This is a genomic window from Actinoplanes sp. NPDC051411 (genome assembly GCF_040682075.1).
Taxonomy (GTDB): domain Bacteria; phylum Actinomycetota; class Actinomycetes; order Mycobacteriales; family Micromonosporaceae; genus Actinoplanes.
The window spans coordinates 1-19,784 of sequence record NZ_JBFBAD010000129.1 but is presented as its reverse complement, the minus strand read 5'-3'; the positions used below and the strand labels follow the sequence as shown (position 1 = coordinate 19,784).

Genomic DNA, 19,784 nt, shown 5'->3' with positions numbered 1-19,784 from the left:
TTACCGTGACGCCGTGCCCGCAGTTTTAGAGGCGACCAGAAACCTTGCCGATCGGGCCGTGCGCCCCGAAACCCCGGCCCGTCTGCGCCTGTGGACCGCGCTCGTCGTGATCGTCGCGGTGGCGCTGTTCGCCGCCACCTCGGTGCTGATGGCCCAGACCCAGCGCCAGGTCCGCATCATCGGCGACGACGCCGCGCCGCGGGCGGCCACCGCGTCCGATCTCTACTTCGGCCTCAGCGACCTCGACGCCCAGGTGGCCCGGCTCGTGCTGTCGGGCGACGACGACTCGCTGGCCGCCACCCAGATCGACGCGCTCGCGACCTACCGCGACCGCAGCACCCAGATCGACGCCGACCTTCAGCAGTTGCTGGGCGCCTCGTCCGACCGGGCGACATCGCTGGCCCTGCTCGACGACCTCGCCGTCTACCGGGAACGGGTCTGGCAGGCGCTCGCCACCACCGGCGACAAGCACGGCTTCTACACCCAGGCGACCAACGTGCTGCACCTTCGGCTCCTGCCCGGTGCGCAGACGCTGCGGGAGGCGAGCCAGGAACGGCTCGACCGCGCGTACGCCCAGAAGCAGACCACGCAGCGGTGGGGAATCGCCGTGGCCTTGGGCCTCGGCGCGGTTCTGCTCGTGATGCTGCTGGCCATGCAGGTGTGGATGGCGCGGCGGTTCCGGCGGACGTTCAACCCGGCGCTGCTGATCGCGACGATCCTGACGATCGCGCTGGCCGGGCCGGCCGCCATCGTCTTCGCGCTGCAGGGCCAGAAACTCGGCGACGCCCGCGAGCAGAGCCTGACGCCCTACCTCGCGCTGTCGCAGGCCCGGGCGGTCAGCTACGACGCGGCCGCCGACACCAGCCGTTACCTGATCAGCGGCGGACTGGCCTACTACAAACAGGACTTCGCCGCGAAGTCGGCTTGCCTGACCAAGGGCGGCGCGTGCGGCCCGGGCGGCGAGACCATCATCGGCGCGCTGCCCCCGGGCCCGGCGCTCGACCGGTGGGCGGCCTACCAGCGCGACAACGACAAGATCATCGGGCTGGCCGACGCCGGAAAGCGGAACGACGCGGTCGCCGCGCTGACCGGCATCCGGCGCGGGGACGCCGCCTTCGACTTCTCCTACTTCGACGACGCGGTCGACCAGATCGCGACCGCGCGCAAGGCCGCCTTCGACGACTCCCTGCACAGCACCCGCACGCTGCTCACCGGCTGGACCGAGATCCCGCTCGGCGTGGCGGTGCTGGTGTTGGTGCTGGTGCCGCTGGGCGTCCGGCGGCGATTCGCGGAATACCGGTGAGGGGGACTCCGATGAAACTGCGAGCTTTGGCCCTCGTCGGGCTGCTCGGTCTGGCCGCCTGCGACGCCGGGCAGCCCGCGGCGGCCGCGCCCATCGCGTGCGCCTCCGGTTCGATCGCCGGGCAGGGCTCGTCGGCCCAGGCGACCGCCGTCACGAGCTGGATCAAGAACTATCAGGTGGCGTGCTCGGGCGCGGCGATCTCCTACGGGGCGGTGGGCTCGGGAGCCGGCGTCACCGCGTTCGTGGGCGGGCAGGGCAACTTCGCGGGTTCCGACTCGGCCTTGTCGGCCGTTTTCGCATCGCAGGCGCAAGCTCATTGTGGCGGCCCGGCTCTGCACCTGCCGATGGTGGTCGGGCCGATCGCGCTCGCCTACAACGTGGCCGGCGTCGACGACCTGCGGCTGAAGCCGGCCACGATCGCGGGCATCTTCGGCGGCACGATCACGGCCTGGAACGATCCGGCGATCGCGGTCGACAACCCGGGCGCCGTGCTGCCGACCACGCCGATCCGCACGGTGCACCGCTCCGACAGCTCGGGCACCACCGACAACTTCACGAAGTTCCTGGCCGGCACGTCGCCCTGGCCATCCGGAAGCGGCAGCACGTGGAAGGCGCCCGGCGGCACCGCAGCCAAGGGCAGCAACGGCGTGGTCGCGGCGATCGAACGCACCGAAGGCGCGATCGGCTACGTCGAGGCCTCGTACGCCCGCTTCCACGAACTGCCGACCGCCCTCGTCGGCAACGCGGCCGGCGACTTCGTGGCCCTGACCGACTCGGCGGCGGCGGCCCAGGTGGCGGGCGCGCGGATCGTGGGCACCGGCAGCGACCTCGAGCTGGCGCTCGACTACAAGACGGCCCGCGCGGGCGCTTACCCGATCGTCCTGGTCACCTACGAGATCGTCTGTGCGAAGGGCGCCGGGCCGTTGGTGAAGAGCTTCTTCTCGTACGCGGTGAGCCCGGCCGGCCAAGCAGCGGCGACCCGGCTCGGCTACGCACCCCTGCCCGACGCGTTGCGGGCCAAGGTCGCGACGTCGGTCGCCGGCCTCGCTTAGCCGTCTACCGCCCGGCGGCCGGCCCACACCGCTCGTGGTCCGCGCCGCGCAGGTTGAGCCGGCCGACCGCAATGAGCGCCGCGCATCCTATGTGGACAGCTTCAATTCCTCAGCCAACCCGAGCCTTTGCCGGCGCGAATGCTGACGCCTCCAGTCAGGTTCACGATTCCTCCTGCTCGACCGTCCTTTGAGGACCTCCACAGACGAAGCGGCTTTGACGGGACCGGCCGCTGGGCGGGACACGGCGATGCCCCGGCTTTGTGGGCCGGGGCATCGGGGTGGAAACGGTTGGTCAGGCGGCGTTTTCGGCTAGGGCCTTGGCGCGTTCGGGCCAGGTCGGCAGGGTCGGGGCCACGCGCATGCCGGCGCTGGTGATCGCGGTGCGGAGGACGGCCACGTCGGTGTCGGCCAGCTGGCGGTAGGTGGTGATGCCGGCTACGGCCAGGGCCATGGCCATCTTCGGGCCGATGCCGGGGATCTTCGTGAGGTCGTCGGGCTCGGCCACGGCCACGGCTGCCGGGACCGGGGCGGCCTGGACCACGTCGGACTCGGCGGCGCCCGGGACCGGCACGGCCACCGTCGCGTCGGAGCCGGTGGTGCCGGTGGGCGCCGGGGTCGACTCGGGGGCGCCGGCGGCCGAGGTCTGCCCGGGGATGGTGCCGGCGGCGACGGGCTCGTCGAGGGGCGTGGACTCGGCGGCGGCCGACTCGGCGGCGGCCGACACGGCGGTGGCGGCGTCGGCACCGGCGTCTTCGGTGGCGGTCGGCGTTGCGGCGCCGGCCTCGTCAGCGATGGGCGCGTCGCCGGCTTCTACGGCTGACACGGCGCTGGCGGCACCGGCACCGGCTGCCTCGGTGGCGGTCGGCGTTGCGGCGACGGGTTCATCAGCGATGGGCCTGTCAGCGGCGGCTTCGGCGGCGGCTGACACGGCGGTGGCGGCGTCGGCGCCGGCGGCCTCGGCTGCGACCGGGCCGGTGGCCGGCGTGCTTTCCCCGGTGGCGGGCTCGTGCTCGGCGACCAGCGTGACGGGAGCTGCGGCCGCGGCCGGCTCGTCCTCGGTGACGGCCTCGGTGGCGATGGCGTCGGCGGTGGTGGGCTCGACCGTGGCGGCGTCGGCGGCGGCTGCCTCGGTGACCGCCGGCTCGGGCTCGGTCGCCACGGGCTCGGGCTCGACCGGGATCGACTCCGTGGTGACCACCTGGGTGGCGGCCGCGGCCTCGGCGTCGGCCGGCGTGACCACCTGGGTGGCGTCGGCGTCGGGGGCGGTGATGACCTGGGTGGCGGCCGTCGGGTCGGAGTCGGCGGGGGCGTCGGCCGGCTCGGTGCTGATGACGGCGGTGGTGTCGCCGGCCGGTTCGGCGTCCAGAGTGAGCAGTGCGGTGTCGGCGGCGTCGGGGCTGGCCGCGGCCAGGTCGGCCGTGGGCACGGTCTCGTCGCCGGACGGCGTGGTCACCGGGGTCGCGGGCGTGGGGGTGGCCGCGGCCGGGGTTGAGCTGCGGCTTCTTCCCCAGATGAACCAGCCGGCGATCAGGCCGATCACCAGCCCGGCGACAAGGAAGATTATTGATGCCACGTCGGGCCTCCGGGACATAGAGATGCTGATGTAAGCGCGCAGCTTTGCACATCCCCGAGATTGCGCACCATCAGGGTGGACCGAACGGCACACCGGCCGCGACGCTGTGCGGCAGCCTAGTCGGGTGTGCACCGCATCACCTCGTACGACGCGCCCGCCGGCCGCCCGGGGTGGCCGTCATCTCATCCGACGGTTTTGGACCCCATAGTCCACTAGTCTGGACCGTACGGTTCAAAATCGAGGAGACACTATGAACCACTACTACCTGCTCGGGCGCTCGGGGCTGCGGGTCAGCCGTCTCGCGCTGGGCACCATGAACTTCGGGGTGGACGGGTTTCACGCCGCGTACGGGAAGAGCGAGGAAGAGGCGGAGCCGATCTTCCGGCGCTATGTCGAGTCGGGCGGCAACTTCGTCGACACCGCCGACTTCTATACCGCGGGCGAGAGCGAGCGGATCCTCGGCCGCCTGATCGGCCAGGCGGGCAACCGCGAGCGGCTGGTGCTGACCAGCAAGTTCACCAACACGATCGACCCGTCCGACCCGAACGCGAGCGGCAACGGCCGCAAGCACATGGTGCGGGCGCTGGAGGCGTCGCTGCGCCGGCTCGGCACCGACTACCTCGACCTCTACCTGCTGCACACCTGGGACCGGATCACCCCGGTCGAGGAGGTCATGCAGACCTTCGACGATCTCGTGCGGACCGGCAAGATCCGGTACGCCGGCCTCTCCGACGTCCCGGCCTGGTACGCCGCCCGCGCCCAGAGCTACGCCGAGGCGCACGGGCTCACGCCGGTCGTCACCGTGCAGCTGCCGTACTCCCTGCTCGCCCGCGGCGTCGAGCCGGAGTTCGTGCCGATGGCCCAGACCCTGGGCATCGGGCTGACCGCGTGGAGCCCGATCGGTGGCGGCCTGCTGACCGGCAAATACCGCCGGACCGGCGGCGGCGAGGGACGGCTCGGCGACCCGGACATCGGCGAGCGCGACTGGCAGGTGATCGACGCGGTGCGGGAGGTCGCCGAGGGGCTGGGCCGCCCGATGGCCCAGGTGGCGCTCAACTGGGCGGCCACCCAGCCCGGCATCTCCTCGCTGGTGATCGGCGCCAGCGGCCCCGGGCAGCTGGACGGCAACCTCGCCGCGCTCGACTTCGTGATCCCCGAGGACGCCCGGCGGCGGCTCGACGAGGCCAGCACCCCGGACGTGCCGAAGCTCTACTCGATGTTCACGCCGGAATATCAGTCGTGGATCGTCAGCCCCGGCCTGGGCATCGGCGACCGGCCGGCCAGCTTCGCCGGTCCGGTCTGGAACGGCGCGCGAACCTGAGGCACAGCCGGCCTGGGACGGCGCGAGCTGAGGCACAGCCGGCCTGCGACGGCGCGAGCTGAGGCGCGGCCGGCCTGGGACGGCGCGCGAGGTCAGGGCACGGCCGGATGCCAGTGGATCGGTGAGTCGGGGGAGGGGAGCAGCGCGCCGACCGCCGTCAGGTGGTTGAGGTGGGCGATCGTCTCGCCCAGCGCCATGCGGCGGAGGAAGCCGTTCAGCGACGCCCACCCGCGCGACCAGGTCAGTGCTCCGGCGATCAGCCACGCGGTCGGGAAGTCGAGGTTGGCGGCCGCCGCGATCACCTCGGCGGAACGGGCCTCGTGGTGGTCGGCGACGGCTTTCGCGCGTACGTCGAGCAGGCGGAACCGGTATTCGTGCGCCGGAAGCGCCTCCTCGGCCTGAAAGGCCGTGAATTTCGCCAGCGATGTCAGGTAGTCGCCGAGCGGGTCGCCGTCGGTGTCGTCCTTGGCGGCGATGTTCGGCGTGATGCGGGGGAGGAGGTGGTCGCCGGTGAGCAGGGCGCCGGCCGCCGCGTCGTGCAGGCACAGGTGGCCCGGCGTGTGCCCGGGCGTCCAGATGGCGCGGACCTCGCGGCCGGGGATCGGCAGCAGCGAGCCGTCCTCGATCAGGCGGTCCGGGGAGGCCAACCGGCGCAGGGCGTCGAGGCTGTCGGTGGAGATGGCCAGCGCGTCGATCTCGTCGGACGGCACTCCCGCCCGGATGAGCCAGGCGCGGTCGGCGGAAGCGTCCCGGTAGTGGTGGTCGAGTCGCGCCGGGAGGGTCGCCGCCTCGGCCGGGTGCATGCCGGCCCAGGCGCCGGAGGCCGAGCGGACCCAGCCGGTGAGCCCGTGGTGGTCGGGGTGGATGTGGGTGAGGACGATCCCGGTCACGTCGTCGAGCGAGGTGCCGGCCGTGGTCAGGCCGGCCGTGAGGGCGGCGCGGGCATCGGGAGAATCCCAGCCCGGGTCGACGATGACGACGTCGCGGCCGGTGAACGCGTAGCAGAGCGTGTAGCGCAGTGGGTTGTGCGGCATCGGGACCGGGATCGACCACAGGCCGGGGCGCACCTCCTCGACCGGCGGCGGGACCCGGCGTTGCCAGGCATCGAACTGAGCGGTTCCGGTGATCTCCACGTGCGATGCCCCAGTTCCTGGTGATCGACGATGATCAGGATACCGGCGGGAGTGGTTACCCGCTGGCCCGCGACCGTCACGCGACGCCGGCGCCATTTTCCTGGCGGTTGCGGGTGGCCAGGATCAGGCCGGTGCCGCAGGGGAGCTCGACCGCGGTCAGGCCGGGGTGGGCGAGCAGGGTGTCGCGGACGCGGGCGATCTGCTCCTGGTCGGCCGCCATGTCGTCGACCAGGAGGTGGCCGCCCGGGGCGAGGGCGGCGATCGTGCGGTCGAGGCCGTGCGACTTGCCGCCCTGGGCGTCGGCGAAGATCAGGTCGAAGGTGCCGAGGGTGTCGAAGAGTTCGAGGACGTCGCCGCCGTGCAGGGTGACGTTCTCCGGCCAGTCGGCGGCCGCGGTCAGCGCGCCGAGCCGCGGGTCGCGCTCGACCGAGCGGACCTCGACGTCGGTGCGGCCGCCGAGACCCTCGACGAGCCAGGCCAGACCCACCCCGGCCCCGGTGCCGATCTCCAGGATGCGGCCGCCGGGCGGCACGGCCGCGGAGAGTACGGCGAGCAGCGCACCGGCCGGCGGCTCGCTGGAGATGGTGAACCCGGCCGCTTCGGCGCGGTCGAGGGCGGCCTGGACCAGGGACATGGGGGTCGGCTCCTCACATCGAACTCGGTCACCCGGTGAGAGGTTGGTGACCGCGTACGCATTCTGCAGTGACCGGCCGGAAATCGCGCGTCCATAACGTCGCGGTCGTGGGGGAGATCCGGACCGTCTGCGGGTACTGCGGGGTGGGGTGCGGGATGGTGCTCTCGGTGGATCGGGGGCGGGTCACCCGGGTGCGGGGGGATCGCGACCATCCGGCCAACCGGGGGCGGCTGTGCACCAAGGGGGCGACGAGTGCGGAGATGCTGGCCGCGCCGGGCCGGCTCACGAAGGCCCTTCGCGGGTCGTCGGAGGTCGACGTCGACGACGCCATTTCCGAGGCCGCGCAACGGCTCCGGAAGATTGTCGACGAACACGGGCCGGATGCGGTCGCGCTCTACGTCTCGGGGCAGATGACCCTCGAGGCCCAATACCTCGCCAACAAGCTGGCCAAGGGCTTCCTGCGGACCAATCAGATCGAATCGAACTCGCGGCTGTGCATGGCGAGCGCCGGCACCGGATACAAACTGTCGCTCGGGGCCGACGGGCCGCCCGGCTCCTACGACGACCTCGACCACGCCGACGTGTTCTTCGTCGTCGGCGCGAACATGGCCGACTGCCATCCGGTCCTTTTCCTGCGGCTGCTCGACCGGGTCCGGGCGGGCGCGAAGCTGATCGTCGTCGACCCGCGCCGGACGGCCACCGCCGACAAGGCCGATCTCTATCTGCCGGTCCGGCCCGGAACCGATCTGGCGCTCCTCAACGGCCTTCTGCATCTGCTGGTCGAGAACGGACAGATCGATCAGGGTTTCATCGACGCGAACACCGAAGGGTGGGAGGCGCTGGAGCCGCTGCTGGCCGACTATCCGCCGGCCGTGGTCGCGTCGATCACCGGGATTGCGGAGGACGATCTGCGGACGGCGGCCGCGTGGATCGGGGCGGCCGGGAACTGGGTCTCGCTGTGGACGATGGGCCTCAATCAGAGCACCCACGGCACCTGGAACACGAACGCGATCTGCAATCTCCATCTGGCGACCGGCGCGATCTGCCGTACCGGGAGCGGCCCGTTTTCCCTCACCGGGCAGCCCAATGCGATGGGCGGCCGGGAAATGGGCTACATGGGACCGGGACTCCCCGGGCAGCGGTCGGTGCTCGTCCCGGCCGACCGGGCGTTCACGGAACGGGTGTGGGGACTGCCTCCGGGCACGATCCGGGAAACGGCCGGGCGGGGCACGGTCGAGATGTTCGAGCGAATGGCGGCCGGCGAGATAAAGGCGTGCTGGATCATCTGCACGAACCCGGTCGCGTCGGTCGGGAACCGGCGCACGGTGATCGACGGGCTGGAGGCGGCCGAGCTGGTCATCACCCAGGACGCGTTCGCCGAGACCGAGACCAACGCCTATGCGGATTTCGTGCTGCCGGCCGCGATGTGGTCGGAGACCGACGGCGTGATGATCAACTCCGAGCGCGGCCTGACGCTGGTGCATCCGGCGTCCCCGCCGCCCGGGCAGGCGCTGCCGGACTGGCTTCTCATCGCCCGGATGGCGGCCGAACTGGGGTTCGCCGCCGACTTCTCCTACCGCGGCGCCGAGGAGATCTTCGAGGAGATCAAGCAGTTCGCGAACCCGCAGACGGGATATGACCTGTCCGGCGCGACCTACGAGAAACTGCTGGAGCACCCGATGCAATGGCCGGCGACGGCCGGCGCCGGGCCGCGGAACCCGATCCGTTACCGAACCTCGGAGGGCCTGCGCTTCCCCACCCCGAGCGGCAAGGCGATCTTTCACGCCCGCCCGCATCTGCCGGCCGCGGAACTGCCTGACGACGATTACCCATTCGTCCTCAACACCGGCCGGCTGCAACACCACTGGCACACGCTCACCAAGACGGGGAAGATCGACAAGCTGCGGAAACTCCACCCCGGGCCGTTCGTCGAGATTCATCCGGAGGACGCGCGGTCGCTGGGAATCGCCGACGGCGACGCGGTCGAGCTCGCGTCGCGGCGGGGGCGCGCCGTTCTCCCGGCCGTTCTCACCGACCGGGTGCGGCCCGGGAACTGCTTCGCGCCGTTCCACTGGAACGACCTCTTCGGCGAATACGTCAGCGTCAATGCGGTCACCAACGACGCCGTCGACCCGATCTCCTATCAGCCCGAGCTCAAGGTCTGTGCGATTTCGGTCAAGGCGGTGCCTTCGACACCGCTTCATCCGGTACGGGAAGTGACCGTCGCCGCCCCACCGGATCCGCCGGATGACGACACGTTCGCCGGCACTGTCACCCGGGAGCTCGCCCTCCCGGCGGTGGCCCCTCAACTGTCGGACGTCCAGAAGCACTACCTGTCCGGCTTCCTGGCCGCCAAAGGGGTGCGGCTACCGGTCGATGCCCCCTTCTCACGGGAGGACGCGGCCTGGCTGAACGGCTTTCTCGGAGGCGTTCGCTCACTCGCGCGGCCGGGAACCGATCAGTTTCGTGACAACGGGGCGGCGAACGCCGTACAGCCGGAAAGCGCGACCCGGCACCTCCGGGTCCTGTGGGCCTCGCAGACCGGGAATGCCGAAGGTTTCGCCGAGGCCGTAGGCCGGCGGCTGGCCGAGGCCGGACGGCCGGCGAAAGTGCAGCCGATGGACGCGCCGGCGGCCGATGTGCTCGGCGCCGACGGCGATGTCCTGATCGTGACGAGCACGTTCGGCGACGGCGACGCCCCGGACAACGGCGCCGGCTTCTGGCAGTCATTGACCGGAGACGATGCGCCGCGTCTCGACGGCCGCCGTTTCGCCGTGCTGGCCCTCGGCGATTCGAGCTACGACGACTTCTGCGGGCACGGCCGCCGGCTCGACGAGCGTCTCGCCGAACTGGGTGCCGTCCGGCTGACCGCGCGGGTCGATTGCGAACCCGATTTCGAGGAGGCGGCCGGGCGCTGGCTCGACCGCGTCGTCGCCACTCTGAACGGACCCACCAAGGCGTCGCCGATGCTGGCCGCCCTGACCGGCAACGAGTTGTTGAGCGGCCCCGGCTCGGCCAAAGAGGTCCGCCGGTTCACTTTCGACACCGCCGGGGTGCTCTCCTACGAGGCCGGCGACGCCCTCGGCATCCGGCCCCGCAACGCGGACGATGTCGTCGATGAATGGCTCGCCCGGACCGCATTGCGGCCGGACCAGATCGTGTCGGTCGGCGGCGCCGAGGTATCCCTGCGCGAAGCGCTGACCAACGACCTCGACATCACCCGGATCACGCCCGATCTGTTGCGTTTCCTGGCCGACCGCACTCAGGACGCCGCCCTGAAGACCCTCCTGCGGCCGGACAACAAAGGCTCACTGGCGAAATGGATGTGGGGCCGCCAGGCCGTCGACCTGCTCGCCGAATATCCGGTGAAAGCGGCCGCCCAGGAATGGGCCGACATCCTCAAACGACTCCAGCCCCGGCTCTACTCGATATCGTCGTCCCCGCTCACCGATCCGTCGAAAGTCAGCCTCACGGTGTCGGTCGTCCGCTTCGGCCAGAACCGTCGCGGCGTCTGCTCGGCCTTCCTGGCCGACACCGCGGTCGACGCCCCGGTCTTCGTCCAGCGGGCCCCGCATTTCCGCCCGCCCGCCGACCCCTCGACCCCCATGATCATGGTCGGTCCCGGTACCGGCATCGCGCCGTTCATCGGCTTCCTGCACGAGCGCCGGGCCCGCGGCGCGACCGGCCGCAACTGGCTCTTCTTCGGCGAACAGCGCCGCGACACCGACTTCTACTACGCCGACGAACTGGCCGCGATGCGGGCCGACGGCACGCTGACCCGGCTCGACCTCGCGTTCTCCCGCGACCAGCGCACGAAGGTCTATGTGCAGGACCGCATGCGCGAACACGGCGCCCACCTCTGGTCGTGGCTGGCCGGCGGCGCCCAGTTCTACGTCTGCGGCGACGCCGGCCGCATGGCGCGCGACGTCGACGCCGCCCTCCGCGACATCGTCACCCAACACGGTCGCATAGACGCCGATCTGTACGTAAAGCAGATGATCGCCGACAAACGCTACCTACGGGACGTCTATTGATCGGCGACCGTTCAGGTATTGACACATGTAATTCCCCGTGCCAACGTGCGAAAAAATCACTCCACGGGGGAGCACAAAATGAAAGGGACCACCAGGCGCGCCTTCATCACATCCATCGGCGGCGCCGGAATCGGCGCGCTCACTCTCGGCCGGGGCGCGTTCGCGGCCACCGTCGCCACGGGAATCGACTACTCGTTCGGCCGGCCCGACCCGGATGTGATCAAAGCCGACGGTTACCGCTTCGTCTGCCGGTACGTCAGCTACAACACGACCGGCAAGAACATCAACAAGAGCGAGGCGGACAGTCTGCGGGCCGCCGGCATCAGCATCGTCATCAACTGGGAGAACGTCGCCGACGACGCGCTCAAGGGGTACGCCACCGGTGTCACCCACGCCAAGGAGGCCCAGCGCCAGGCGACCGCGGTCGGCATGCCCTCCACCCGGCCCATCTACTTCAGCGTCGACTTCGACGCCACCGAGGCCCAGCAGGGCGCGATCAACGACTACATGGACGGCGTCGCCTCGGTCCTCGGCCGCGGGCGCACCGGCGCGTACGGCGGCTACTACGTCATCAAACGGCTGTTCGACGCCGGCAAGATCACGTTCGGCTGGCAGACGTACGCCTGGTCCGGCGGCCAATGGGACTCCCGGGCCCAGCTTCGCCAGGTCCAGAACGGCATCACCGTCGACGGCGAGGACTGCGACCGCGACGAGGCCGAAGTCTCCGACTACGGCCAGTGGGGCGGGGCGGTCACCCCGGGCAAGCCGGCCGGCGCCAGCCTCACCGGCGACCCGTACGCCGACCTCATCGCCGTGCGCGCCGACGGCACGATGTGGCTCTACCCCAACAACATCGTGCGGGACGACGGGCGGCCCTACGCCGAGTACCGCCAGATCGGCCACGGCTGGGACAACTATCCGCGGATCGTCCCGGCCGACGTCACCGGCGACGGTTTCACCGACCTGGTCGCGATGCGCCCGGACGGCACGCTCTGGCTCTACGCCAACAACTACATGCGCGACAACGGCGATGCGTACAGCGGGTCGGCCCAGATCGGCAACGGCTGGGACACCTTCGCCACCATTCTCAGCGCCGACGTCACCGGCGACGGGTACGCCGACCTCATCGGCATCCGGTCCACGGGCGAACTCGTCCTCTATCCGAACACGAAGAACGGGACCACGCCGTACACGGCGACGTCGTCCTACCAGATCGGAACCGGCTGGAACAACTTCGCCAAGGTCATCGGCGCCGATGTCACGGGCGACGGATACACCGACCTGGTCGCGCTGAAGACCGACGGCACCCTGTGGCTCTATCCGAACCGGTACACCACCAGCCACACGACACCGTTCACGGCGACGTCGTCCTACCAGATCGGCAACGGCTGGGGAAACTTCACGCAGATCGTCGGCGCCGACGTCACCGGCGACGGATACACCGACCTGGTCGGCATCGAGGCGGACGGGACCATGCTGCTCTACCAGAACGGTTACCAGGCCAGCTCGACCCGGCCGTTCACCGGGGCGAACTCCCGCCAGATCGGCTCCGGATGGGTCAACTACCCGCGCGTACTCGCCTGATGAAGGTTCGCGGTCAGTGTCAGGGTGAGTGCTGCCGCGTCGTGCGGGTCATCGGTGGTCAGGGCCGACCGGCGTGACCTGATAGGAGCGTGGCAGCGGCCGCACTGAGGTGTGTCCGCCGGCCGGCCCGGCCGTCCCGTTCTCGGGTGGACAGAGGTGACGCCACTGATGGTGGCTTGCCCCCTGATCTTGATGCCCCTATGCATGTCAAGAGGTGGATGGCTGTCGGCTGTTGGTGATGAGGGTGAAGATTTCGCGGGCGACGTAGCGTTTGAGGCAGCGGATGATCTCGCGGCGGGTTTGCCCCCGGCGGTGCGGCGGGCAGCGTAGTCGTGGGTGCGGGTGTCCCAGCGCAGCCGGTTGATGACGATGGTGTGCAGGGCCCAGTTTGCGTGGCGGTCGCCGCCGCGGTTGAGGCGGTGGCGTCGGGTCTCGCCGGAGGAGGCTTCGACTGGGCTGACACCACAGAGTGCGGCGAAGGCCGCCTCGTCGGTGAGTCGTTGCGGATTGTCTCCTGCGGCCAGGAGCAGGGCGGATGCGGTGTCGGGACCGACGCCGCGGCGTTCGAGTAGGTCGGGTGCGCTGGCGCTCACGGCGGCGGTGAGGTGTTTGACCAGTTCGTTGGCCGTCGCGGTAGCCCTGCCGGACAACACGGCCCGGGCTGCGGCCTCGGCGTCGAGGGCGTCGGTCTTCCCGCGACGACGCCGGTTCGCTTTGTCGGGCTGGTTGACTTCCAGGACGTCGATGCCGGCGGCGTGCAGATGGCGAGTCAGCCCTGCGCCGTAGGAATGGGTGCCTTCCACGCCTGCCTGGTGAAGCCGTCTGTGGCTGATCGCCCACTCGAGCATCGCGGCGTAGCCAGCGGCGTTGGTGGTGAACTGGCGGACACCCAGCAGCGCGCCGTGGCGGGTAACGACGCCGCGGTATGGGTGTCTTTGTGGGTATCGACGCCCAGGACCACCTCGACGCCGTTGGTGGGCTGACCGGTGGGGCCCTGCTGGACGATGCTGGACAATGTTGTTCGGCTCCTGACGGCTCGGGATGCGAATGGCCGTCGCCGGACCGGCGGGAAGGTCAGACCTGTGACGGTGCCTTGTTAGCGGCAAGGCCCCTATCGGGACACACCCTGCCGGTCCGGCGGCAGCAAGCACCGTCCGGAGACCAGGACCGACAGATCAAGATCATGGCACTTATCGGCCGGGACACTTGCGGGTCAGATCCCGCCCTCCGGACGGCGCTCCAACATCATCACAGGACACTTGATCCTGGGATCTTGCGCCCGCGCGGGCTGCTCGGGACGCGGCGGACGCGGCCCTCGCCGTTCGGATCCGGGCGGTGCCGGCGGTCAATGACGGCACCCACGGTGCGCAACCTATCTGCCGGTCGGTGAACGCGGGTTCCTTTACCTGGCTACCGTCATCGACCTGCGCTTGCGCCGCCTGGCAGGCCGGGCCATCGCTGACCACATGCGCACCGATCTGATCATCGCCGCCCTGGACGCCGCCCAGCGGACTCGGGGCAGCCTCGACGGGGCCATCATGCACACCGATCACGGAACCCGATACACGTCGAGGGCCTTCGCCGCCGCCTGCGAAGCTGTCGGGGTCCGGCAGTCGACGAGCAAGGTCGGTAGCTCCGCCGACAACGCACTCGCCGAGTCGTTCAACGCCAGCTTCAAACGCGAGACCCGACAAGGCCGGCGTCCGGGAGCTGTCGCGGTGGCAACGCGGCGGGTCAGCGGGCCGGTAGGGTGGTCGGCATGGGTTCCGGGGTCCTCATCGGCGTGATCGGCCTGGTGCTCCACCCGGTGAAGCCGGTCGACAAGTCCCTCGAGACCATCCTCGCGTTCGCCCAGGGGCACCCGCTTCGGGTGCTGGCCCGCGAGACCGACCGTCACCGCGTCCCGCCCGGCGTCGAGATCGTGTCCGAGGACGCCTTCCTCCGCGAGGTGCAGGGTCTGATCGCGCTCGGCGGCGACGGCACGATGCTCGGCGCGATGCGGCTGATGGCCGAGCGGCCGGTGCCGGTGCTCGGGGTCAACCACGGCAACCTGGGGTTCCTGGTCGAGGTGGCGCCGGCCGAGTTGCCGGCCGCGCTCGACAAGATGGCCGACGGCGACTTCACCGTCGAGCAGTACGGCTGCCTGGAGCTCACCACCGACCGCACCCACTATGCCTTCAACGACGTGGTGGTCAGCCGGCCCGGCCGCGGCGCCGTCTCGATCGACCTCGAGGTCAACGGCCTGCAGTACGGCTACTACCGCAGCGACGCCGTCATCGTGGCCACGCCGACCGGGTCCACGGCCTACAACTATGCCGCCGGCGGTCCGGTGCTGTCGCCGTCGTCGGGTGCGCTGGTCATCACGCCGGTCGCGCCGATGTCGGGCATCGGCCGGGCGGTCGTCCTCGGCGCCGGCGACCGGATCGCGCTGACCGTGGCCGACGACAGCTCGCCCGGCGTGGTCGACGTCGACGGGACGGAGGCCGGCGAGGTGCGGCCGGGTGACCGGCTGGAGGCGACGATGCGGGCGGACGCGGCCCAGGTCGTACGGTTCTCGGCGAGCGCCCACGCGAGCCGCAGCCGGATCAAGCTGAGCCTTCTCGACCTGCCGCTCCGCCGGGACCAGCTGCTGGAGCTGATCCCGCCGGAGCTGCGGCACCGGGCCAAGGAGCTCGAGGAGTTCTAGGCCGTCCAGCCGGTGACCGCCGCCCATTCCTCGGCGACCGCGACGACCAGGTCGACGACCGGGTCCTTGACGTCCGTGTAGAGGTCCATGTCGTCGCCGACCGCCGACGACAGCGACTCCTTGAAGCGGGCGTAGGCCGGGATCGCCAGTTCGTGGGCCCGGAACCAGTCGCGGAACAGCAGCGCGAGCCGCTCGTTCGGCGACCCGGCGACCCGGCAGTGCAGGTTGACCGGCTCGGGCGGCGAGGACCGGCTCCACAGCCGCTTCGCCCACCGCGACGGCGGGTCGTCGTGGCCGGCCGGGACGTGGTCGCGTTCCCACGGGCGGCGGCCGAGGCCGAGGCCGGCCAGCGGTTTGTCGAACGCCGCGGCCGCCTCCTCCAGGTCGGTCACGCTGACCTGCAGGTCGTAGAGCGGCTTGGCCGCCATGCCGGGGATCGAGGTGCTGCCGATGTGCTCGACCCGCACCGCGAGCGGGCCGAGCGCGTCGCGGATCTCGGCGGCGAGGGCCACGCCCCGGTCGCGCCAGGCCGGGTCGTAGGGGACGACGAGAGACATGGCCGTGGAACCTATCAGTTACATTGCCGCCCATGGACCTTCGTATCGAGCAGGCGGGTGACCGGCCGGCGATCGCCGAGGTCCACCGGTCCGGGTTCGGCGGCGAGCACGGCCGCACCGTGGCCGACCTCGTCGACGCCCTGCGCCGGGACGACCCCGGGGCGTTGTCGCTCGTGGCCGTCGAGAAGCGCGAGGTGGTCGGGCACATCATGTTCAGCCGGTCGCTGCTCGACGCGCCGCGGCGGCTGGTCGAGGTCGTGTCGCTGAGCCCGCTCGCGGTCCGTCCGGCCTGGCAGGGCCGGGGGATCGGCACGGCGCTGGTCCGCGAGGGTCTGCGCCGGGTCGGCGAGCGCGGTGTCCCGCTGGTGTTCCTGGAGGGCGATCCGGCGTACTACTCGCGGCTGGGCTTCGTGGCGGCCGGCGGGGAAGGCTTCCGCAAGCCGTCGCTGCGGATCCCCGACGTGGCGTTCCAGGTGGTGCGGCTGCCGGCCGCCGAGCCGTGGATGACGGGCACGTTCGTCTATTCGCAGACGTTCTGGGACTACGACTGCGTCGGCCTTCGGTGAGATGTGGCGATACCTGAGGACTATTCCGCGGCACCCGAGAGGGAGGCGGCCGGGCGCCCGGTGCGACGATCGTCGACAACCATGACGATCTTGCTCTGCGACCCGAGGGTCGCGGCGGTTCCCGTACGGGAGGAGGGCGTCCCGCTGGTGCGCCTGGCCGCCGCCTTCGGACCGGCCCGGGCGCCGGTCCGCGCCGACCTCGCCGACCGCCTGCGATTCGCCCAGCAGGCCCTGCCCATCGGGGTGCGGCTGCGCGTGATCGAGGGCCACCGCTCGGTCGCCGACCAGGAGTCGATCATCGCCCGCTACCGGGCCGAACTGCGGATCGCCCACCCGCACGCCGGCGACGCCGAGCTGCACGAGCTGACCAGCCGTTTCGTCTCCCCGGTCGACGTCGCCCCGCACGTGGCCGGCGCCGCCGTCGACCTCACGCTGACCACCCCCGACGGCGACGAGCTGGACATGGGCACGGCCGTGGACGCGACGCCCGAGCAGTCGGACGGCGCCTGCTACTTCGCGGCCGGCAACATCTCGGTGGCCGCCCGCGAGAACCGCACCCTGCTGGCCCGCGTGCTGGGCAGCGCCGGCCTGGTGAACTACCCGACCGAGTGGTGGCACTGGAGTTACGGCGACCGTTACTGGGCGCTGATGACCGGCGCCCCGGCCGCCCTCTTCGGCCCGGTCACCGAGGCGATCCCCCGATGAGGCCGGCGCTCGACCGGAACGGCCGCGCGGCCACCGGACCGCTCACGGTCACCCTCGTCCTGACCGATGCCGAGGCGCTGAAGGGCTCGGGGCGCACCACAAGCGTGACGCTGACCCGGGTTGCCGGGAAGACCGGCGACCGGGCGCGCCGGTGACGGCCGTCCGTGCTCGCATGACACCGTGAACGCCGTCGTCCGCCGCTGGGCCCCGGATGCGGTGGCCGGCCTGATCGTCCTGGTCCTGGGGCTGGGCGAGACGAGCGCGAACTGGCGCTACTCGGGCGGCCCGGCCACCGCGACGCTCGTCGTCATCCTGGCCACCGCGGTCGCCGTGGCCCTGAGCCGCCGCGCGCCCGGCCTCGCCCTGATGGTCGTCTGGTTCAGCGTCCTGCTCGAGGTGCTCGGCACCGTGCTGGTCGAATATCAGGCCCCGGTGATGGTCATCCAGGCCGCCGATCTGGCCGTCCTATACGGCACTGCCCGCTGGGGCCTGCCCCTGGTCGTCTGGATGGGCGCCCTCTCGGTGCCGGTCGGCGCCGCCGTGGTCGTCGCCTTCCTGGGCGGCAGCGTGGCCGGCGCGGTCGCCCCGATCGCCGGCGTCCAGTGGCTGCTGCAGCTCGGCTACCAGTTCGGCGGCCACCTGCAGATCACCGCCGCGGTCCTCGGCCTGCTGCTGCTCGCCGTTCCGTGGCTGCTCGGCCTGGTCGTGCGGGTGCGCGCGTCGGCGGCGACCGAGGCCGCCGTCGCGGCGTCCGAGATCGCCCAGGTGACGGCGGCCCGCGAACAGGCCAGCGAGCTCGCCCGGCTCCGGGCCGAGCAGGCCCGGCTCGCCCGCGACGTGCACGACGTGGTCGGCCACTCGCTGGCCGTCATCCTCGCCCAGGCCGAATCGGCCCAGTACCTGCCGGACGAGGACCCGGCGGCGCTCAAGGTCACGCTGGCCACGGTCGCCGACTCGGCCCGCACCTCGCTGCGCGACATCCGCCGGGTGCTCGCGGCGACCCGGGACGAGGTCGGCGCCGACGGCCTCGACCGGCTGCTCGAGGGCGTACGCTCCGGCGGCCGGGAGGTGCTGTCGACCCAGGCCGGCTCGCCGGTCGTGCTCGACGCCGAGCGGGCCGAGATCGCCTACCGGGTGCTGCAGGAGATGCTGACCAACGCTATTCGCCACGGCCGCCGCGACAGCGCGATCGTCGTGCGGCGCGACTGGTCCGGCGATCAGCTGGTCATCGAGGTGCGTAACGGTGTCGCCGGCGACGCCGCCTCCGTAACCCCGGGTCGGGGGCTCACCGGCATGGCGGAACGCCTGCGCGCCGTCGACGGCCGGCTCGCTTTCGTACGCCGCGGCGAAGTCTTCGCCACGACCGCCACGATCCCGGAGGTGCGCCGGTGACCGACCCGATCCGGGTGCTGCTCGCCGACGACCAGAAGCTCTTCCGGGCCGGCCTGCGCGTGATCGTCGACGCCCAGGACGGCATGGAGGTCGTGGGCGAGGCCGACGACGGCCGGCAGGCGGTCGGCCTGGTAGACCGGCTCACCCCGGACGTCGTGCTGATGGACGTGCGCATGCCGGAGATGGACGGCGTCGAGGCGACCCGGCAGATCCTCACCGAGGCGCGGGTGGCGAAGCGCGCCCGGCCGGTCCGCGTGCTGGTCCTCACCACGTTCGACCTCGACGACCGGGCCGCGGCCGCGATCCGGCACGGCGCGAGCGGGTTCCTGCTCAAGGACGCGACGCCGGCCATGCTGCGCGACGCCATCCGCAGCGTGCACACCGGCAACGCCGTGCTCGCGCCGGGCGACCTGACCACGCTGGTCGAGGCCCGGTTCCGGGCGCCCACGCCGGTCCCGGACGAATATCTCACGCTGACCGACAAGGAACGGGCGGTGTTCGCGGCGGTGGCCCGCGGCCTGTCCAACGCCGAGATCGCCGCCGACATCTTCGCCGGCGAGTCGACAGTGAAGACCCACGTCGGCGCGATCCTCCGCAAGCTGGCCCTGCGCGACCGGGTGCAGATCGTCGTCTTCGCCCACGAGCACGGCCTGGTCCCGTAGCGCCAGGACAGACCCTAGGCCGCGAGGATCGTCACCAATGCCGCTATCCGGCCGTCGCGGACGGTGATGATGTCGATGCCGCGGGCCACCGGCTCGCCGCCCTCGGGGCCGAACGACCAGGCCAGCGCGCCCGTCCCGGGACCGGCGTAGCGGCGGCCCTCCTCGGCGAAGACGAAGGTGGCCGGCGTCTTCTCGAGCAGCCCGCGGGCCTTCTCCTCGACCGCGTCCCACCCGGCGACGCTGCCCTCGGGGTCGGCGAAGGTGACGTCCTCGGTGTAGGTGCGCTCGACCGCGGCCCGCCGGGTGGGCGCGTCCCGGTTGCCGAAGACGTCGTGCAGGTTGGCGGCCAGCAGATCGGAAACGGAGCTCATGACGGCCGATCCTATGCCGCCCGCCGCTCTTCGAGCGCGGTCCACAGGGCGTACGCCTCGGGGTCCCGCGGGCGCAGCCGGAGCGCGATGCGGACGGCCTCGTGGGCGCGGGCGCGGTCCCCGCCGTACGCGAAGTGGTAAAGCGCAAGCGTGAGGTGCGCGCCGAAGTCCTCCGGCAGCAGGCCGGCGATCCGCTCGGCCACCTCGGTGG

17 protein-coding genes and 2 pseudogenes are annotated in these 19,784 nt (G+C 71.5%); 12 read left to right on the top strand and 7 right to left on the bottom strand.

All coding sequences use genetic code 11. From position 1 onward, the window contains the following. Window positions 1–13: 13 nt before the first annotated feature. Both AB0M88_RS43285 and pstS read left to right on the top strand, forming a co-directional pair. Entirely contained in the window at window positions 14–1,303 is a 1,290-nt protein-coding gene (locus tag AB0M88_RS43285) for a hypothetical protein (RefSeq protein WP_364112305.1), read from the top strand. An 11-nt stretch (window positions 1,304–1,314) separates the two neighbouring features. Next, entirely contained in the window at window positions 1,315–2,355 is a 1,041-nt protein-coding gene (gene pstS, locus AB0M88_RS43280; RefSeq protein ID WP_364112303.1) for a phosphate ABC transporter substrate-binding protein PstS, read from the top strand. 292 nt (window positions 2,356–2,647) lie between these two features. Here the strand turns inward: pstS and AB0M88_RS43275 are convergent, their stop codons facing one another. Further along, on the bottom strand, window positions 2,648–3,928 hold the full coding sequence (locus AB0M88_RS43275; protein WP_364112301.1) for a helix-hairpin-helix domain-containing protein: 1,281 nt from the start codon (window positions 3,926–3,928) through the stop codon (window positions 2,648–2,650). Window positions 3,929–4,178: 250 nt separating this feature from the next. On the opposite strand from AB0M88_RS43275, the gene AB0M88_RS43270 reads away from it, so the two are divergent. Further along, the gene (locus AB0M88_RS43270; RefSeq protein WP_364112299.1) at window positions 4,179–5,249 is read left to right on the top strand and encodes an aldo/keto reductase; all 1,071 of its coding nucleotides are present in this window, start codon (window positions 4,179–4,181) and stop codon (window positions 5,247–5,249) included. Between the two features lie 92 nt (window positions 5,250–5,341). On the opposite strand, the gene AB0M88_RS43265 is transcribed toward AB0M88_RS43270, so the two are convergent. After that, the gene (locus AB0M88_RS43265) at window positions 5,342–6,382 is read right to left on the bottom strand and encodes an MBL fold metallo-hydrolase (protein ID WP_364112297.1); all 1,041 of its coding nucleotides are present in this window, start codon (window positions 6,380–6,382) and stop codon (window positions 5,342–5,344) included. Window positions 6,383–6,458: 76 nt separating this feature from the next. After that, a complete protein-coding gene (locus AB0M88_RS43260) occupies window positions 6,459–7,016 on the bottom strand; it encodes a class I SAM-dependent methyltransferase (RefSeq protein WP_364112295.1) in 558 nt (185 codons plus the stop codon). Between the two features lie 107 nt (window positions 7,017–7,123). On the opposite strand from AB0M88_RS43260, the gene AB0M88_RS43255 reads away from it, so the two are divergent. Continuing rightward, window positions 7,124–11,050, top strand: a complete 3,927-nt coding sequence (locus tag AB0M88_RS43255) for a bifunctional nitrate reductase/sulfite reductase flavoprotein subunit alpha (protein ID WP_364112293.1) — start codon at window positions 7,124–7,126, stop codon at window positions 11,048–11,050. A 78-nt stretch (window positions 11,051–11,128) separates the two neighbouring features. Beyond that, window positions 11,129–12,634, top strand: a complete 1,506-nt coding sequence (locus AB0M88_RS43250) for a glycoside hydrolase domain-containing protein (RefSeq protein WP_364112291.1) — start codon at window positions 11,129–11,131, stop codon at window positions 12,632–12,634. 207 nt (window positions 12,635–12,841) lie between these two features. On the opposite strand, the pseudogene AB0M88_RS43245 reads toward AB0M88_RS43250, so the two are convergent. Next, window positions 12,842–13,595: pseudogene (locus tag AB0M88_RS43245) on the bottom strand (transposase). Window positions 13,596–14,004: 409 nt separating this feature from the next. On the opposite strand from AB0M88_RS43245, the pseudogene AB0M88_RS43240 reads away from it, so the two are divergent. Both AB0M88_RS43240 and AB0M88_RS43235 read left to right on the top strand, forming a co-directional pair. Then, window positions 14,005–14,319, top strand: a pseudogene (locus tag AB0M88_RS43240) (DDE-type integrase/transposase/recombinase); the annotation flags it as partial. Between the two features lie 74 nt (window positions 14,320–14,393). Next, the gene (locus tag AB0M88_RS43235; RefSeq protein WP_364112289.1) at window positions 14,394–15,320 is read left to right on the top strand and encodes an NAD(+)/NADH kinase; all 927 of its coding nucleotides are present in this window, start codon (window positions 14,394–14,396) and stop codon (window positions 15,318–15,320) included. Here AB0M88_RS43235 and AB0M88_RS43230 read toward each other — a convergent pair. Then, window positions 15,317–15,877, bottom strand: coding sequence for a GrpB family protein (locus AB0M88_RS43230; RefSeq protein WP_364112287.1), 561 nt, complete (start codon window positions 15,875–15,877; stop codon window positions 15,317–15,319). The two genes, AB0M88_RS43235 and AB0M88_RS43230, sit on opposite strands and share 4 nt — an antisense overlap. A gap of 32 nt (window positions 15,878–15,909) precedes the next feature. Here AB0M88_RS43230 and AB0M88_RS43225 point away from each other — a divergent pair, with 32 nt between their 5' ends. The 5 genes from AB0M88_RS43225 to AB0M88_RS43205 all read left to right on the top strand — a co-directional run bounded on the left by AB0M88_RS43225 (window position 15,910) and on the right by AB0M88_RS43205 (window position 19,202). Continuing rightward, complete coding sequence (locus tag AB0M88_RS43225) at window positions 15,910–16,443, top strand: N-acetyltransferase (RefSeq protein WP_364112285.1); 534 nt, start codon at window positions 15,910–15,912, stop codon at window positions 16,441–16,443. Between the two features lie 81 nt (window positions 16,444–16,524). Further along, entirely contained in the window at window positions 16,525–17,148 is a 624-nt protein-coding gene (locus AB0M88_RS43220) for a M15 family metallopeptidase (protein ID WP_364112283.1), read from the top strand. After that, window positions 17,145–17,303 carry a hypothetical protein gene (locus tag AB0M88_RS43215; protein WP_364112281.1) on the top strand — a complete coding sequence of 53 codons (159 nt, stop codon included), beginning with the start codon at window positions 17,145–17,147 and terminating at the stop codon, window positions 17,301–17,303. The genes AB0M88_RS43220 and AB0M88_RS43215 overlap by 4 nt, the downstream gene beginning before the upstream one ends. A gap of 25 nt (window positions 17,304–17,328) precedes the next feature. Then, complete coding sequence (locus tag AB0M88_RS43210) at window positions 17,329–18,540, top strand: histidine kinase (protein ID WP_364112279.1); 1,212 nt, start codon at window positions 17,329–17,331, stop codon at window positions 18,538–18,540. Next, window positions 18,537–19,202 carry a response regulator transcription factor gene (locus AB0M88_RS43205; RefSeq protein ID WP_364112277.1) on the top strand — a complete coding sequence of 222 codons (666 nt, stop codon included), beginning with the start codon at window positions 18,537–18,539 and terminating at the stop codon, window positions 19,200–19,202. The genes AB0M88_RS43210 and AB0M88_RS43205 overlap by 4 nt, the downstream gene beginning before the upstream one ends. Before the next feature lie 14 nt (window positions 19,203–19,216). On the opposite strand, the gene AB0M88_RS43200 is transcribed toward AB0M88_RS43205, so the two are convergent. Next, on the bottom strand, window positions 19,217–19,573 hold the full coding sequence (locus tag AB0M88_RS43200) for a nuclear transport factor 2 family protein (protein WP_364112275.1): 357 nt from the start codon (window positions 19,571–19,573) through the stop codon (window positions 19,217–19,219). Window positions 19,574–19,584: 11 nt separating this feature from the next. Continuing rightward, a partial coding sequence (locus tag AB0M88_RS43195; protein WP_364112273.1) for a hypothetical protein occupies window positions 19,585–19,784 on the bottom strand: 200 nt, incomplete at its 5' end.